Source organism: Brevundimonas sp. SS2672 (assembly GCF_059579685.1).
The window spans coordinates 24303-39313 of record NZ_CM184201.1 but is presented as its reverse complement, the minus strand read 5'-3'; the positions used below and the strand labels follow the sequence as shown (position 1 = coordinate 39313).

Sequence of the window (15011 nt, the reverse complement as noted above, 5' to 3'; positions counted from 1 at the left end):
CGCCGCCTCGGGCAGGTTTTTCCAGTAGCGCTTGGGCATTTCCGAGCGCATGGCCTGGAGCCGCAGCCGCGCCGGATTGAAGGTCGAGGCGTAATAGGTGCGCCAGAATTCCTCCATCGCGTCTTCCCTGGGCGCCTGCGCCTGATCGGCGGGCGGCCCGTAGGTCAAGGCCTCGCCGTTCCAATGGGCGGACCCGTCCGGCGTCAGGATCGACCACCGCATGGTGCTGAACCGCCGCGCGAAGAAGGGGCCGTCGCCGGCAACACGCGATGGGCCGGCTCGAACCAGGCGCCCCAATGCTCGCCCGTCTCGTCTTCAGCCTGTCGGAAACGAACGAAGGCCTTCATCTTGTGAGCGGCGCGGCGCACCGCCTTCACCCGATCAGCCGCCTCGGCGACGTCACGATCCGACAGAACGGCCATCAGGTTCGGCTGATCCTTCAAGCGCCATAGCAGGCGATACATCAGGTCGAAGCGATCATCGGATCGATGCTGGATCAACTGGGTCGCCGTTTCCCAGAAGGTGCGCGGGACGCTGAACGCGCCATCAACCCGGGGAAGAGCAGCAGCTTCGTCGAACAGGCCGCCGAAGGACTGCCCCACCACGAACTGCACCCGCGCCGGCTCGACGCCGGCCAGCCGCAACCGCCGCGCCGCCTCGCGCCAGCCGTCGAAATCCAGCGGGTCGGCTAGAACCGCGGTCTGCATCAGAACAGGCTCAACTGCTCGGCCTTGCGGCGGGGCGCCAAACGCGCGCGCAGGTCCGCCGCGTCGGTCAGGCCGCCGGGCGTCCAGTCCAGCGTCGTGATCCACGGCCGCACCGCCTCGATGGAGCGGGTCAGCCGCCCGATGTCCTCGAGCCGCAAGGTCCGATGCCGCCGCACCGACAGGATGCGGTCGACCGCCTTCACGCCCAGGCCCGGCACCCGCAGCAGACTCTCTCTCGCAGCCCGGTTGACGTCCAGAGGAAAAGCCTCGCGTCGCCGCAGCGCCCAAGCCAGCTTGGGATCGACGTCCAAGTCCAACATGCCGCCGTTCGCGCCCTCCCCGATCTCGGGCGCGGTGAAGCCGTAGAACCGCATCAGCCAATCGGCCTGATAGAGCCTGTGCTCGCGCATCAAGGGCGGCTTGGTCGGCGGCAACAGGCTGGAGCCGTCGGGAATGGGGCTGAAGGCGGAATAATAGACCCGGCGCAGACCATACCCGCCGTACAGCGAGGCGCTGCGGGCCATGATCTCCGTGTCCGGCGCGCCGTCGGCGCCGACGATCAGCTGCGTCGACTGACCCGCAGGGGCGAAGGCGGGCGGCCGCTTGCGGTCTCTCCTTTCCGGCTGCGCCGCTTCCAGCTTCAGCCGCACCTGCCCCATGGTCTTTCGGATCGTCCTAGCGTCCTTTTCCGGGGCGAGACGGCCCAGAGCCTCATCGCGAGGCAGTTCGATATTGGCCGACAGGCGATCCGCATAGAGGCCTGCCAATTCCACCAGCCGTGCATCCGCCTCAGGAATCAACTTCAGGTGGATGTAGCCACGAAAGTCGTGCTCCTCGCGCAGGCGTCGCGCGACCTCGACCAGTTCCTCCATGGTGTAGTCGCCGTTGCGGATCACGCCCGACGACAGGAACAACCCCTCGATGTAGTTGCGCTTGTAGAAGGCCAGGGTCAGATCCACGACCTCCTGCACCGTGAAGCGCGCCCGCTCGACGTTCGACGACACCCGGTTGATGCAGTAGGCGCAGTCATAGATGCAGAAGTTGGTCAGCAGTATCTTCAGCAGGCTGACGCACCGTCCATCCGGCGTATAGGCGTGGCAGATGCCCATCCCCTCGGTCGAGCCGATCCCCCGACCGCTCAGGGAATCCCGCTTGGTCGAACCCGATGAGGCGCATGAAGCGTCATACTTCGCCGCATCCGCCAGAACCGCCAGCTTTCGTTTCAGATCAATCCGCGCCATATGTTCATGATATGTTCCAATCTATCGGCGATCCAGTACGCCCGGATAGATTTTTCAGAACGCCAGCGGCGTCGTCTGCCACGTCACCCCAACGGCGGCGACAAGCGCGCCAGTCAGAGCCACGCGTCGCTCCCACAGACCCGGCCCATCGGGGAGAGGACGCCGCGCCATGACGACAGCCACGACGGCGATCAGCGCCAAACACAGAAGGCTGAAGCCCAGCCCTATCCAGCGCCCAGCGGCCGCCTCGGTCGACGACCAGACGTCTGCGGCGCTGGCCAGCAGATAGAGACCGAGAAAGTGCGCGGCCCAGATCAGCAGGCCCGCCGTCATGGCCAGCCAGCGCGTCACGATCCGCCGCCCGGAAACAGCCGGATCAGCAGCACGACCATCGCCGCCTGCCCCGCCGTATAAGCCATGAAGAGGCCGATCAGATCGACCGTGGAGGGCCGGTCGGCCGACACCCGTCCAAACGTTCGACGCAACAGGATATAGAGTCCCATCAAGGCCCCGATCCCCGCGAAAGTCCCCGCCCAGCCCAGAAGAGCGAAGACAGCGGCGCCCTGACTGGTAGCGTCCGGCTTCAAGCCAGCGGACCGCCAAGCCCGAAGCTCCAACCCTGTCGCCGTCGCGGCGCCGATGGCGCTGATGAGCAGGAGAGCCGTGGCGAGCGTCTCCGCTCCCCTCCTCGCCCGGCGCAACACGCGCGGCGCGGCTGCCGCGCACAGCCCCGCCAGGGCCAGGACGCCGAGGTGCAGCGTCATCGACGCCGTCTCCGGCGGCGCCTGCCACAGATCCGGCCGTCGGCTCCACAGGAAGACATAGGAGAAGCCCGCCAGCAGGCAGACCATGCCGCCGACGATCAGCACGATCACCATGGCCCACCAGCCATGACTGGACGGCCCCGAAACATAGTTGGGCATGCGGACGCCCGCCCCGATGTCCGTGGTCTTGCGACTGTAGGGCGCATCCAGGAACCAGCACCAGCGCATGATGCAGTAGATCGCCAGCACCCCGCTGATCACCGCGGCGGCATAGGCCTGGATGGTCATGATCAGGAAGAAACCGGCGGTGAAGACCGCGCCGAAAACGTGCCAAGGGGACGGGCGCGGGAGGCGCAAGACATACTCCGGCTCCGCGTTAAGGGGGCTGGTGACCAGGGTCTGGCGCTCGCCTCCCGCCGCGCCGGGCAAAAACCAGCGCCCCTCCTGCACCTCCTTCGCCAACCCCTTCTGCTCCCAGAGCGGATAGAGGCTCTTCACCACCGGGACGGAGCGCACGGAATAATAGCCGCTGGGCAGCCATTCCAGACCGGGGCCGTCGTGGATGTTGCCCGCCTCGCGCGGGCCGAAGGGGCGGAAGTTGCGGATCATGTCGATGACCCAGAGCAGGACCGCCAGCCCGAACAGGAAGGCCCCTATGGTCGAGATGAAGTTGGGCAGGTCCCAGCCGCGTCCCGGCAGATAGGTGTAGACCCGGCGCGGCATCCCCATCAGCCCCGTCAGGTGCATGGGCAGGAAGGCGATGTTGTGTCCGGCGAACATCAGCCAGAATATCCATTTACCCATGCGCTCGCTCAGCGGCCGGACGCTGGACATGGGCAGCCAGTAGTAGATGGCCGCGAACATGGGAAAGACCATGCCGCCGATCAGGACGTAGTGCAGGTGGGCGACGATGAAGTAGCTGTCGTGGGCCTGCCAGTCGAAGGGCACCATGGCGACCATGACCCCGGTCAGCCCGCCCATGACGAAGATGACCAGGCCGCCCACGGCGAACAGGCCGGGCGTGGTGAAGCGCATCTTTCCGGCCGCTATGGTGGCGATCCAGGCGAAGACCTGCACCCCGGCAGGCACGCTGACCGCCATGGAGGCGGCGCTGAAGTAGTTGATGCTGATCTGCGGCATGCCGGTGGTGAACATGTGGTGCGCCCACACGCCGAAGCTGATGAAGCCGGTCGCCAGCATGGCCATGACCACCAGGGGATGGCCGACCAGTTTGGTCCGCGCCATGGCGGGGATGATGGTCGACATGGCCCCCGCCGCCGGCAGGAAGATGATGTAGACCTCCGGGTGGCCGAAGAACCAGAACAGGTGCTGCCACAGCATGGGATCGCCGCCCTTCAGCGGGTCGAAGAAGGGCCAGCCCAGCGCTCTCTCCAGCTCCAGCAGCAAGGTCGCCAGGATCACCGAGGGAAAGGCGATGATGATCATGCAGGCGAAGATCAGCATGGCCCAGGCGAAGACCGGCAGCTTGTCCAGCGTCATGCCGGGCGCGCGCGTCTTCAGCACCCCGACGATGATCTCGATCGCTCCGGCGATGGCCGAGATCTCGATAAAGCCGATGCCCAGCAGCCAGAAGTCGGCGTTGATCCCCGGCGAATAGGTCATGCCGGTCAGCGGCGGATACATGAACCACCCGCCGTCCGGGGCGAGGCCGAAGAAAAGGGAGCAGAAGAAGGCCAGGCCCCCGATCAGATAGGCCCAGAAAGCGTAGGCGCCCAGGCGCGGGAACGGCAGGTCGCGCGCCCCCAGCATCTGCGGCAGCAGCAGCACGCCCAGCGCCTCGACCGCCGGCACGGCGAACAGGAACATCATCACCGTGCCGTGCATGGTGAAGATCTGGTTGTAGGTATCCTGCGGCAGGAAGCCCGTCATCGGCAGGGCCAGCTGGGTGCGCATCAGCAGCGCCAGCCCCCCCGCAAGCACGAAGAACAGCATGGCCGCGCCGACGTAATAGACGCCGATGATATTGTTGTTGATCGCCGTGATCCACTCGCCGGGACGGCGCGGACCGCACCAGGCGGCTTCCAGCTGCTCCAGCTCGCCGTCCGGACGCGGCTCCTCGGTGGGAAAGCGATCGTATTTGCGGACGTCGAAGCCGGTTTCCGACGTCATTTCAGACTGTCCAGATAGGCGGCCAGGTCGCGCAGCTCGCGCCCGGTCAGCACCGGATAGGACGGCATGCGGTTGCCCGGCTTGATCCCTTGGCTGTCGGCGATCCACCCCGCCATCGTGCCCTGATTGTTGGGCAGGATGCCCGCGCCCAGCGTCTGGCGCGAACCGACGTGGGTCAGGTCCGGCCCGGCCAGGCCGTTGGCCTCCGTTCCGCGTATGGTATGGCAGGCGCCGCAGCCCGAGGCGCCGAACACCGCCGCGCCCGGAAGGGCGGACGCCGCGGCGGGCGCGGCCTGCCTGGCCCGCCAGGCCTCGAAGTCGGCCTCGGCATGGGCGACGACGACGAAGCCCATCAGGGCGTGGGGTCCGCCGCAATATTCGGCGCACTGTCCCGCATAGACGCCCGGTTTGTCAGCCTGCAGGCGCATGAAGTTGCGGCGGCCCGGGATCATGTCCGTCTTGCCGCCCAGGCGCGGCACCCACAGGCTGTGGATGACGTCGGCGCTCTCCAGTTCGACCACCACCGGGCGGCCGACGGGGATGTGAACCTCATTGGCGTCCTGGACCGTTTCGCGGCCCTGGCCGTCCAGATAGGCCACGCGCCACCACCACATCTCGCCGGTGACGCGCACGCGCATCTCGCCGTCGCGCGGCGCATCCGACACGCGCGCGGTGACGCTGAGGCCGTAGATCAGCAACCCCGTCAACACGACCACCGGAAAGGCCAGGCCGCCGATCCAGACCAGCCGCTCGCCGCCCGCTCGACGTTTCCACTTCCTCGGCCCGAACAGGGCGACGCCCAGTGCGATCAGGACGACGGCCAGCACGACCGCGCCCATGACGAACAGCACCCAGGCGACGACCGTCACCGGCCCGGCGAACGGCCCTGCAGGGTCCAGAACCGGCGGCGGCCAGCCGCCCAGCATGTCCGGCGTCTCAGTCGTCATCGAGCGTATAGAGGTAGGCCGCTATGTCGCGGGCTTCGGCTTCGCTCAGGGGCATGGGCGGCATGCCGGTGTCGGGCAGCAGCGACGGCGCGTCGCGCACGAAGGCGGCCATGATCGCAGGCTGGTTCGGCAGGCGCCCTGCGATCATCGTCCGCGCCCCGACGCCCGCCAGCGATCCGCCGGTCCGCCCCTGGGGCCAGGCCACGCCGGGAATGGCGTGGCAGGCGCCGCAGCCCTGCGTCCGGACAAGGCGCAACCCTTCGGCCGGATCGGCGCCCGCCAGGTCGCGCGGCGCGCCGGTCTTGTCCGCGCAGGCGGCCAGGCCCAACAGGCCGACGGCCAAGACCGCCGCCCCTATCTTCCCCATCGTCGCGACATGACGGCATCCGGCCCCTTTCAGCTTCGCCAGAACCAATCCATCGGGCGGCCGGGGGTTCCGAGGCGGAACCGGCGCCGCGAGACCGGTGTTGGATCGGGGTGCGCGCCCTGCCTATCGCTTTTCTGGGACTGACCCTCGCCGCCTGCGATACGACGCCGGGCGAGACCGATCGCGCCTTTCAGGCGTCCGGCGAGATCATCGCCATGAGCGGCGGCGCGGGCGGCGCGGGCAACGCCTGCTTCACGTGTCACGGCCTGAAAGGCGACGGCGACGGCGTTTCCTCGCCGCGCCTGGCGGGTCTGGACCAGGGCTATCTGCAGAAGCAGATGGAGGATTACGCTAGCGGCCTGCGTCCCGACGACGTCATGACTCGCGTGGCGCGCGGCCTTGACCCCGACGCCCGCCGCATCGTGGCGGCCTGGTACGCCGGGCTGCCCGCTCCGCCCGCCGGTGCGTCAGCCGCCGCTCCGCCGTCGATCTGGCTGACCGGCGACACAGCACGAGGGATCACCGCCTGCGCCGCCTGCCATGGAACTGAAGGCCAGGGCGCTGGCGCGGGTCAGCCGATCGTCGCCCGGCAGCCCGCCGCCTATACTCTGGAGCAGATCGACCGCTGGAAGTCCGGCCGGCGGCGCAACGACCCCCGCGGCGTCATGGCCGCCGCCGTCCAACGCCTGACGGAAGCAGAAGCTCAGGCCATCGCCCGCTGGCTGTCGACCCAATCGCCCTCCTCGGCCCGCGCCGAAGCTTCCCTCGCTCGTGCCGCCTCGGTCGCCGCTGCGGCGCGCCCGGCCGCGTCGCGCGAGACCCGCCGCCCCGCCCGCTCCGACGGCGGCTGAGCCTCGCAGGGAACGGGCTGCGTACCCAGCGATTGGTTGTCTCACGGCTAAAGCAACCCGATGGAGGCCCACGATGCACGGCCACAGCTATCGCAAGCTAGCGATCGAACTGCTGATCGATTTCGTCATCATGTATCTGGTGATGTTCACCATGATTGCGACGCTCGATCATTTCCGCTTCAACCTGAACAACGTCTACATGACGCTGATGATGGTCGCCCCGATGGCCGTGGTCATGCTGCTGTCGATGCGTTCGATGTTCCAGAACAAGCGCGCCAACTGGATCGTCATCGGAGTCGCCGCCATCGTCTTCGCCGCCAGCTTTTACGCGATGCGCACCCAAGCGGCTATCAACGATCAGGAGCTGATCCGCGGCATGATCCCCCATCACTCCGGGGCGATCCTGATGTGTGGAAAAGCCAAGCTGAACGACCCCGAACTGATCGCGCTGTGCGATGAAATCATCGTGGCTCAGGAGCGGGAGATCGCCCAGATGCAGGCGATCCTGGACCGGCTCTAAGCCTGCGTGCGCACGCGGCCGCGCCGCAGCCGCCGGACGGTCGCCAATACCCTTTTCTCCAGCGCGCGCCATCGCCTCTGCCAGCGTGTGCGTCTGGGCCTCAGTTGCGAGACCACCGGCAGCATCGCGTGAAACACGTCGTCCCGATCGATCAGATGGTGCTTGAGCGCCGCCCACGCATGGATCGGGATCATCAGCAGAAGGGTCAGGACCAGACCCCAGTGCATCCACTCGGCCGTCGCCTCGACCGCCCAGAGCTGACGGTTCGACAGATCCTGCATCGGCAACAGCGGCCAGGGGATGAAGCCCGCCGCCGCCAGCTGGGTGTCCCGCGCCGTCGCCGAGATCATAGCCCAGCCCGACAGCGGCAGGCCGAACAGGCAAAGATAGAAGACATAGTGGGTGACGTGGGCGGCGGTGCTTTCCCAGCCCGGCTTGTCCGCGTCATTGATCAGGTCCGGCGCGACCAGCCGCCAGGTCAGGCGACCGATGACTAGCAGCAGCATCAGCACGCCGACGGCGAAATGCACTTCATAGGCCGCCACCTTCTCGCCGCCGACCGGCAGCCGCCCCATCCACCAGCCCCAGCCCAGCTGGAATACGACCAGACCCGCCATGATCCAGTGAAACCAGATGGCCACGGGGGAATAGCGCCCCTCATCATGATGACCGGCGGCCCACTCCAGCGCCTGGGCGATCAGCCGGTCGATCATGCCGCCGCCTCGCCCGCCGGCTTCAGCAGACCGTGAATCCGCCACAGTGCGACCAGGAGGTAGGCCGCCGCCGCCGGCGCCCACATGATGAGCCCGGCCGCCTGCTGATCCTCCAGCGGCGTCATGTTCCAGGCCAGGGTGCTGGCGAAATGCGGGGCGTACAGGGGCTGGCCCGCGAACACGATCAGGGCGCCCAGCAGCCCCATCAGCAGCATGGCCGCCAGCAGAGCGGCCACGGCCGCATGGCCCCTGGCGCTTCGCACCGCCGCCCAGAACCAGACGGCGCTCCCCAGGATGCTGATCTGCATCAGCCAATAGATCCCGTCATGCGACAGGGCCTGAGCGTAGAGTCCGGGCGCGTGCCAGGCCCAGAAGACCACCGCCTGCACCGCGGTGGCCGCCGCCAGACGCGGCCGATTCAACCGAGGCAGACACAGGGCCAGCAAGGGCGCCGCCGCCAGCACCAGCAAAAGATGATGCAGGGTCCGTGCGGTGAACAGGGCCGAACTCAGCGCGCACAGAGGCGAGATGAAGCCGATCGCCAGCACGGTCACCGCCGCCGCGTATCGCCCCTTTTCCGGCCCGCGCAGCAGAACCAGCCCCGCGACCGTCGCAGCCGTCAGAACGGACCAGAGAACCGGGTCGCCGTTCCAGCGGCCCAGCGCCTCGGCCGGATCGGGCGCGGGCCCGCAATAAGGTGTCCAGACGGCATCGACCATCCTGGGCCAACGCCTGCGTGCAGCGACGGTTCACCGACCCGGATCACGCCAGGCCTTCGCCGTCCCGGAGATAAATCGTGGCGTCGTAGCCTCGCCCATAGGGCGCCTCGGCGGAGAAGCTGAGGTCGAGCAGGCGCGACCGGAAGAAATCGCCCCGCGCCAAGCCTTTGAAGTCGATCACGGCTGCGCCGCTCCCGCGATCGAGCAGCGCCGCCTCAAGCGAATCCGCCTCCTGGGCCGGGACTGGACGGGTCACGCCGAAGTCGATTTCGGATCCATCCAGCGCCTTGTGCGACAAAGCGCTGACGTGGCCGCGCCCAAGGGTCGTCGCAATCGCGCATACCCTGTCGGGAAAGGCGCGGGAGGTCACGCCGCCGACGTAGGCCAGGGCGGTCTTCTGCGCGTCGCTCATGGCGGCGATCTGTGCGGCCGGTCCTTTATCGCGAACATCCAGATAGACCGAGGAGTCCTTGAGGATGTGGTTGTTGTGCGCCCAGACGATGATCTTCCGTCCCGGGTACCTATGACGGATCAGCCAGCCGAGATTGGCCGCCATGGCTTCGTCCCTGGAATGGCCCAGCCAGGCGAACCGGGCCCAGGCGTCAAGGCTGGCCAGTTCGGCGAGAATCTGTCCGCTGGCGTCGCCCGGCGCGGCGTCATCGCGACGAAGCAGGGACACGGAGCGGGCGAGTGCGGCGAAATAGGCCTCCTGCACCGCCGGCTCCGGCGGGGCGTCGAATTCCGCCGATTGAAGAGCGGCGTAGCCTCGGACGAACGCCTCGAACGCGTCATCGGGCAGGCCGACCGCCGTCGCGACGGGGCGCAGGACATCGACCACGCCGCTGCGCGCGCTTGCGCCCTTCAGCCGACAGTCGAAGCCGCAGACGTCAAGTCGCCCGCCGGCCCGGAAGACGGTCTCGACATAGGCCCATAATCCATCGACGGCGGGCGCCCTGCCCCAGAAGTCATAGATGTTGGTCTGCGCGAAGGGGCGGATCTGTTCAGGTTGCGAGATGTCGCCCCACCCGCGGGTGACGGACCAGAAGTCCGCCTCGAACGCCAGAACATCAAAGCCGAACCGCCTGTGCAAAAGCTCGACCAGCCGCCCCCTCAATCGGATGGAGGCCCCGTCGCCATGACTGGATTCCCCCAGCATGACGATGTCGCGATCGCCGATGATGCGGGCGAGGACGTCTGCGAGCGTTCTTTCCTCGGCAGGATCAAAGACGGCGTCGAAGGGAATGGCGTCCCGGGCCAATCGCGCCGCCAGGGCGTCCTGCCCTCGCGAAGGCAAGGTCAGCGAGCCCAGACCCGCCAGAAGCCCGAAGGATGTTTCGCGCCGCGTAAGAATGACCTGTCCTCCCAACCGTCAAGCTCCCCCTCCTAGGGCGGGGCGCCCGCGCGAACAACAGGGAGATGAAATCGTGCGCGACGGCGCCGGACCTGCGAGGACCCGGCGGAACCCCGCTTCCATATGCGCCGTTCCCCTGCCCTGTTCAGGAACCCGCACCCCATGTCCGACACGGTCGCCGACCCGGCCTTTGAACCGCCGCCCGAAGCCCAGGCCTTCTATGAGGAGGCCTTGCGCCTGCTGAAGGACTCCGGGGTGCCCTTCCTGCTGTCGGGCACCTATGCGGTTACCGCCTATACCGGAATCCGTCGACCAACCAAGGATCTCGACGTCTTCTGCAAGCCCGGCGACTACCCTCGAGATCCTCGCCTTCTTCCAGGCGCGCGGCTATCGCACCGACGTCGAGGACGAACGCTGGATCGCCAAGGTTTGGAAGGACGACAAGCATTTCTTCGACGTGATCTTCGCCATGTCGAACGGCACCATCGCCGTGTCCGACAGCTGGTTCGGGCCGGACCGCATCACCGTCTACGGGCATGAGGTGACGATCACCCCGCCGACCGCCCTGATCCTGTCCAAGGCCTTCATCCAGGACCGCTATCGCTACGACGGCGCAGATGTGAACCACGTCATCCTGAAGCAGGCCGAGGCCATCGACTGGAAGTCGCTGCTGGATCAGATGGACCTCTATTGGGAGGTGCTGCTGGCGCATCTGCTCAACTTCCGCTTCGCCTATCCGACCGAGCGCGGCCTGGTGCCCGCCTGGCTGATGACAGAGTTGATCGGTCGCCTGCAGGCCCAGGTCGATCTGCCGCCGCCGCGCGTTAAGGTCTGCCGAGGCCGTCTGTTCAGCCCGCGCGACTATATCGCCGACATCTCCGAATGGGGCTTCGGCGACGTGGTGGGCAAGGGCCTAGAGGAGCGCCATGACCCCGTCGCCTGAAACCGCCGCGCCTCCCGCCGAAGGCCAGACGCCCCAGCCGGGCATGGAGTCCGGGCCGAAGAACAAGCTGCGCGTCGCCGCCGTGGCCGACTTGCACGTCGGCGAAACCTCGCATCGCGCCTATCGCGACCTGTTCGACCGGGTGCATGAGGACGCAGACGTGCTGTGCCTGTGCGGCGACCTGGTCAATTTCGGCAAGACGGTCGAAGTGGAGAACCTGCTGGAAGACCTGCGCGCCTGCCGCATCCCCATGGTCGGCGTTCTGGGCAATCACGAGCATGAGTGCGGCCAGCCGCAGGAAGTGACCCGCATGCTGACGGAGGCCGGGGTCAGGATGCTGACCGGCGAGGCCTATGAGATCGACGGCGTCGGCTTCGCCGGGGGCAAGGGCTTCGTCGGCGGTTTCGGCCGCTACATGCTCAGTTCCTTCGGCGAGGCCTCGATCAAGACCTTCGTCAGTGAGGCGGTCGAAGACGCCAACCTGATCGAGAATTCGATCCGAACGCTCCGCACCGAGCGGAGCGTGGTTCTGCTCCACTATGCCCCCGTGGTGGATACGGTGATCGGCGAGCCGCCCGAGATTCACGCCTTCCTCGGCTCGTCGCGGCTGGCCGAGGTCGTCGATCGCTATGAGAACGTCAAGCTGGTGCTGCACGGCCACGCTCATCGCGGCGCGCCGGAAGGCCGCACCGCCCGCGGCGTCCCGGTCTACAACGTCGCCCTGCCCGTTCTGCGCACGCTGGGCGATGCGCCCTATCGCGTCTTCGAGGTCTGAAAAGGGTCAGGCGATCCCGGCGCCGCCGGTGACGCCCCAGACCTCGCCCGTGACGAAGCTGGCCTCCTGCGAGGCCAGAAGTACGTAGATCGGCGCGATCTCGACCGGCTGGCCCGGACGGCCGAAGGCGCTGTGAGCGCCGAATTTCTCGACCTTCTCCTGAGGCTGGCCGCCGCTGGGCTGCAGCACTGTCCAGAAGGGCCCCGGCGCCACGGCGTTCACCCGCACGCCCTTCTCGATCAACTGCTTGGCCAAGGCTTTGGTGTAGGTGACGATCCCGCCCTTGGTGGTGGCGTAGTCCAGCAGGATGTCCGACGGCTCATAGGCCTGGATCGAAGCCGTGGTGATGACCGCCGCGCCCGGCGGCAGGTGCGGCGTCGCCGCCTGACACAGCCAGTGCAGGGCGTAGAGATTGGTCTTCAGCGTGGCGTCGAAATCCTCGGTCGAGACCTGACCCACGTCCTCGCGGAACTGCTGCCGGCCGGCGTTGACGACCAGGATGTCCAGGCCGCCGAAGGCCTCGAGCGCGCGCTCCACCATGGTCGCATTCCACGCTTCGTCGCGCACGTCCCCCGGCAGGGCCAGCGCCTTGACGCCCTCCGCCTCGATCAGGGCGATCACCTCTCGCGCGTCGGCTTCCTCCGAAGGGAGATAGGAAATCGCCACGTCGGCGCCCTCGCGGGCGTAGGCGATGGCCACCGCGCGACCGATGCCGGAATCGGCGCCGGTGATCAGGGCGCGCCGCCCCTTCAATCGCCCGTGGCCGTGATAGGCCTCCTCCCCGTGATCGGGCTGAGGCTCCATTCTGGCGACCAGGCCCGGCGCAGGCTGAGGCTGACGCGGAAACGGCGGGCGCGGATACTGATTGCGGGGATCCTGCATGGTCAGGCGGTCGGACATGACGGCTCCTCTGAACGACTGAAGGCGTGCCTTCCTAAGTCGCACCCTGCGCGAGCGTTCCCCGCTTGGTTCGGCTCGCTGGCGCGCGTCATCCTCACCAGCGTGACGGCGACTCGGCTCGAGAAGGCCTCGAATCACCGGGCCGGAAATCGAGAAGCGACCGGCGCCGTATGGAACGGGCCGCGCGCCTTTTCCTTCTCCCCCACGACGAAAGGAGTTCCTCTTGCCCCTCGCAAACAAGGAAAAGCCCCCGATCCTGCGACAGCCGCGGCGGCTGATGATGATTGTCGGCGCCATCCTGGCCCTGTTGTTCGTCGTGTATCTGGCCACGGCCGCGACGGGCTTCCTGCGCACCCAGACCAAGGTTCCGGATCCGCGCATGACGGGTACGGAAGCGCCTCTGGAGCGCGCCATGTAACGGCGGGTTCAGGCTTGGCCGTTTGGAACGGCGGCGCGCCTGACCGCTTAACCTCCTGTCACAGGGAGGAAAGAATGAACCGACTTCGCACTCGCCCGCCCCCCGCCGTCATCATGGGAGGCCGTCATGCGTTTCTATGAAGTGGTGGTCGGCAGCGACAGCGGCCCGCAGCGGCGCCTGCGCGTGACCTCGCCCACGGACGCGCAGGCCGCAGACGCCGCCGCGCCCCTGATGCGGGCGCACGAAGCCATCCTGTCCATTCGAGAAACGCCTGACGACGGGCTGCAGCAGGCCGACGCCCCGCCGCCCAAGACCCAGGCGGAAGAGCTGGCCCCCGACACGCCGGGCATGGCCGCCAAATCCTGATCCATCGCAAGGAGATACACTGATGATGAAACAAACCATGGCCGTCATGGCCGTCTCGGCCGCCGCTCTCACCCTGGCGGCCTGCAACCAGCAACAGGGCTCCGAGGCCGTCGACAAGGCCCAGGACGCCGTTTCCGAGCCGGTCGGCCAGACCTCGGCCGCCACCATGGGCGCCAATATGGTCAGCGCCTATGTTCCCAACGCCTCCATGGGCGACATGTACGAAATCCAGGCCGCCGATATCGCCCTGGAACGGTCGCAGAACGCCCAGGTCAAGGAATTGGCCCAGATGATCAAGACCGATCACACGGCCGCCTCAGCCGCCCTGAAGACCGCCGCCGCGCAGGCGGCGCCGGACACCGCCGTGCCGACCGAACTGGATCAGCGTCGCAAGGGTCTTATCGATAACCTGCGCTCGGCCACGGCGGCGAACTTCGACAAGACCTATATCGATCAACAGGTCGCCGCCCACGAGGAGGCCGTCACCCTGCATCGCGGTTTCTCGGACAAGACAGACGTCCCGGCCCTGGCCGAGCACGCCCGCACGGTCCTGCCCAAGATCGAAGCCCACCTGGAACGCGCCAAGCAGTTGCAGTCCAGCCTGGGCGGCTGACGCCAACCCCGTTGCGAAGCGAGAGGGGCGGGCCGCAGTCCGCCCCTTTTTTCTACGCGTCGGCAGACTTCCGCGCCTCATCGGCGGGTCTAGGCGTCTGTCCGGATGCAGACACACCGGAACGCTGCGACGCATCTCCCGCTTCGAAGGCTCCCACTCGTTTTGAGGAGACAACCATGGTCGAGAAAACGCTGCAGACCCTGTTTCACGACACTCTGCGCGACATCTATTACGCCGAGCGCAAGATTCTGAAGTCTCTGCCCAAGATGGCCCGCGCGGCTCAATCCCCTGAACTTAAGGCGGCCTTCGAAAAACATCGCGAGCAGACGGAAGTACAGATCGAGCGCCTGCAGCAGGTGTTCGAGATCATCGGCAAGCCCGCCCGCGGCAAGACCTGCGACGCCATCGAAGGCATTCTGGCCGAGGGCGATGAGATCACCGAGGAATACAAGGATACGGCGGCGCTGGACGCGGGCCTGCTGGCCGCGGCCCAAGCGGTCGAGCATTATGAGATCACCCGCTACGGCACGCTGAAGCGATGGGCGCAGGTGATGGGGTTGAAGGACGCCGTCAAACTGCTGGACGAGACCCTCCAGGAGGAAAGCCAGACGGACGAGGACCTGACGGCCATCGCCGACTCCGCGGTCAACGCCGAGGCGCTGCAACCCGCCTGACGGCCGGTCTCC

17 protein-coding genes and 1 pseudogene are annotated in these 15011 nt (G+C 67.2%); 8 read left to right on the top strand and 10 right to left on the bottom strand.

The features are described from left to right. Positions 1-66: 66 nt before the first annotated feature. From AC52GN_RS00230 to AC52GN_RS00205, 6 genes and pseudogenes are all read right to left on the bottom strand, one after another. A pseudogene (locus AC52GN_RS00230) lies at positions 67-422 on the bottom strand (TIGR03915 family putative DNA repair protein); the annotation flags it as partial. A 284-nt stretch (positions 423-706) separates the two neighbouring features. Beyond that, the gene (locus AC52GN_RS00225; protein ID WP_496527809.1) at positions 707-1948 is read right to left on the bottom strand and encodes a putative DNA modification/repair radical SAM protein; all 1242 of its coding nucleotides are present in this window, start codon (positions 1946-1948) and stop codon (positions 707-709) included. A 54-nt stretch (positions 1949-2002) separates the two neighbouring features. Further along, entirely contained in the window at positions 2003-2299 is a 297-nt protein-coding gene (locus AC52GN_RS00220; RefSeq protein WP_291783705.1) for a hypothetical protein, read from the bottom strand. Next, the gene (locus AC52GN_RS00215; protein WP_496527808.1) at positions 2296-4842 is read right to left on the bottom strand and encodes a cbb3-type cytochrome c oxidase subunit I; all 2547 of its coding nucleotides are present in this window, start codon (positions 4840-4842) and stop codon (positions 2296-2298) included. Before AC52GN_RS00215 ends, AC52GN_RS00220 begins: the two co-directional genes overlap by 4 nt. Further along, positions 4839-5789: a cytochrome c oxidase subunit II gene (gene coxB / locus AC52GN_RS00210; RefSeq protein WP_496527807.1), complete on the bottom strand. Its 951-nt coding sequence runs from the start codon at positions 5787-5789 to the stop codon at positions 4839-4841. Before coxB ends, AC52GN_RS00215 begins: the two co-directional genes overlap by 4 nt. Beyond that, on the bottom strand, positions 5779-6132 hold the full coding sequence (locus tag AC52GN_RS00205; protein ID WP_496527806.1) for a c-type cytochrome: 354 nt from the start codon (positions 6130-6132) through the stop codon (positions 5779-5781). Before AC52GN_RS00205 ends, coxB begins: the two co-directional genes overlap by 11 nt. Before the next feature lie 134 nt (positions 6133-6266). Here AC52GN_RS00205 and AC52GN_RS00200 point away from each other — a divergent pair, with 134 nt between their 5' ends. Together AC52GN_RS00200 and AC52GN_RS00195 are read left to right on the top strand one after the other, a co-directional pair. Then, entirely contained in the window at positions 6267-7007 is a 741-nt protein-coding gene (locus tag AC52GN_RS00200) for a c-type cytochrome (protein WP_496527805.1), read from the top strand. A 73-nt stretch (positions 7008-7080) separates the two neighbouring features. Next, entirely contained in the window at positions 7081-7527 is a 447-nt protein-coding gene (locus AC52GN_RS00195; protein WP_496527804.1) for a DUF305 domain-containing protein, read from the top strand. On the opposite strand, the gene AC52GN_RS00190 is transcribed toward AC52GN_RS00195, so the two are convergent. From AC52GN_RS00190 to AC52GN_RS00180, 3 genes are read right to left on the bottom strand one after another with little or no spacing between them, the layout of a single operon-like run. After that, on the bottom strand, positions 7524-8240 hold the full coding sequence (locus tag AC52GN_RS00190) for a cytochrome b (RefSeq protein ID WP_496527803.1): 717 nt from the start codon (positions 8238-8240) through the stop codon (positions 7524-7526). The two genes, AC52GN_RS00195 and AC52GN_RS00190, sit on opposite strands and share 4 nt — an antisense overlap. Further along, complete coding sequence (locus AC52GN_RS00185; protein WP_496527802.1) at positions 8237-8959, bottom strand: cytochrome c oxidase assembly protein; 723 nt, start codon at positions 8957-8959, stop codon at positions 8237-8239. The genes AC52GN_RS00190 and AC52GN_RS00185 overlap by 4 nt, the downstream gene beginning before the upstream one ends. A gap of 43 nt (positions 8960-9002) precedes the next feature. Next, a complete protein-coding gene (locus tag AC52GN_RS00180) occupies positions 9003-10325 on the bottom strand; it encodes an erythromycin esterase family protein (protein WP_496527801.1) in 1323 nt (440 codons plus the stop codon). 265 nt (positions 10326-10590) lie between these two features. On the opposite strand from AC52GN_RS00180, the gene AC52GN_RS00175 reads away from it, so the two are divergent. Both AC52GN_RS00175 and AC52GN_RS00170 read left to right on the top strand, forming a co-directional pair. Continuing rightward, positions 10591-11253, top strand: a complete 663-nt coding sequence (locus AC52GN_RS00175) for a hypothetical protein (RefSeq protein ID WP_496527800.1) — start codon at positions 10591-10593, stop codon at positions 11251-11253. Then, positions 11237-12028: a metallophosphoesterase family protein gene (locus tag AC52GN_RS00170; RefSeq protein ID WP_496527799.1), complete on the top strand. Its 792-nt coding sequence runs from the start codon at positions 11237-11239 to the stop codon at positions 12026-12028. The genes AC52GN_RS00175 and AC52GN_RS00170 overlap by 17 nt, the downstream gene beginning before the upstream one ends. A gap of 6 nt (positions 12029-12034) precedes the next feature. Here AC52GN_RS00170 and AC52GN_RS00165 read toward each other — a convergent pair whose 3' ends face one another. Continuing rightward, positions 12035-12928, bottom strand: coding sequence for an SDR family oxidoreductase (locus tag AC52GN_RS00165; protein WP_496527798.1), 894 nt, complete (start codon positions 12926-12928; stop codon positions 12035-12037). 223 nt (positions 12929-13151) lie between these two features. Here AC52GN_RS00165 and AC52GN_RS00160 point away from each other — a divergent pair, with 223 nt between their 5' ends. From AC52GN_RS00160 to AC52GN_RS00145, 4 genes are all read left to right on the top strand, one after another. Continuing rightward, a complete protein-coding gene (locus AC52GN_RS00160) occupies positions 13152-13346 on the top strand; it encodes a hypothetical protein (RefSeq protein ID WP_453990225.1) in 195 nt (64 codons plus the stop codon). Positions 13347-13472: 126 nt separating this feature from the next. Beyond that, positions 13473-13712 (top strand): hypothetical protein, encoded by a 240-nt coding sequence (locus tag AC52GN_RS00155; RefSeq protein WP_291783675.1) that lies wholly within the window; start codon positions 13473-13475, stop codon positions 13710-13712. Positions 13713-13734: 22 nt separating this feature from the next. Beyond that, positions 13735-14325, top strand: a complete 591-nt coding sequence (locus AC52GN_RS00150) for a DUF4142 domain-containing protein (RefSeq protein ID WP_496527797.1) — start codon at positions 13735-13737, stop codon at positions 14323-14325. 176 nt (positions 14326-14501) lie between these two features. Continuing rightward, a complete protein-coding gene (locus AC52GN_RS00145) occupies positions 14502-14999 on the top strand; it encodes a YciE/YciF ferroxidase family protein (RefSeq protein ID WP_496527796.1) in 498 nt (165 codons plus the stop codon). Positions 15000-15011: the final 12 nt, after the last annotated feature.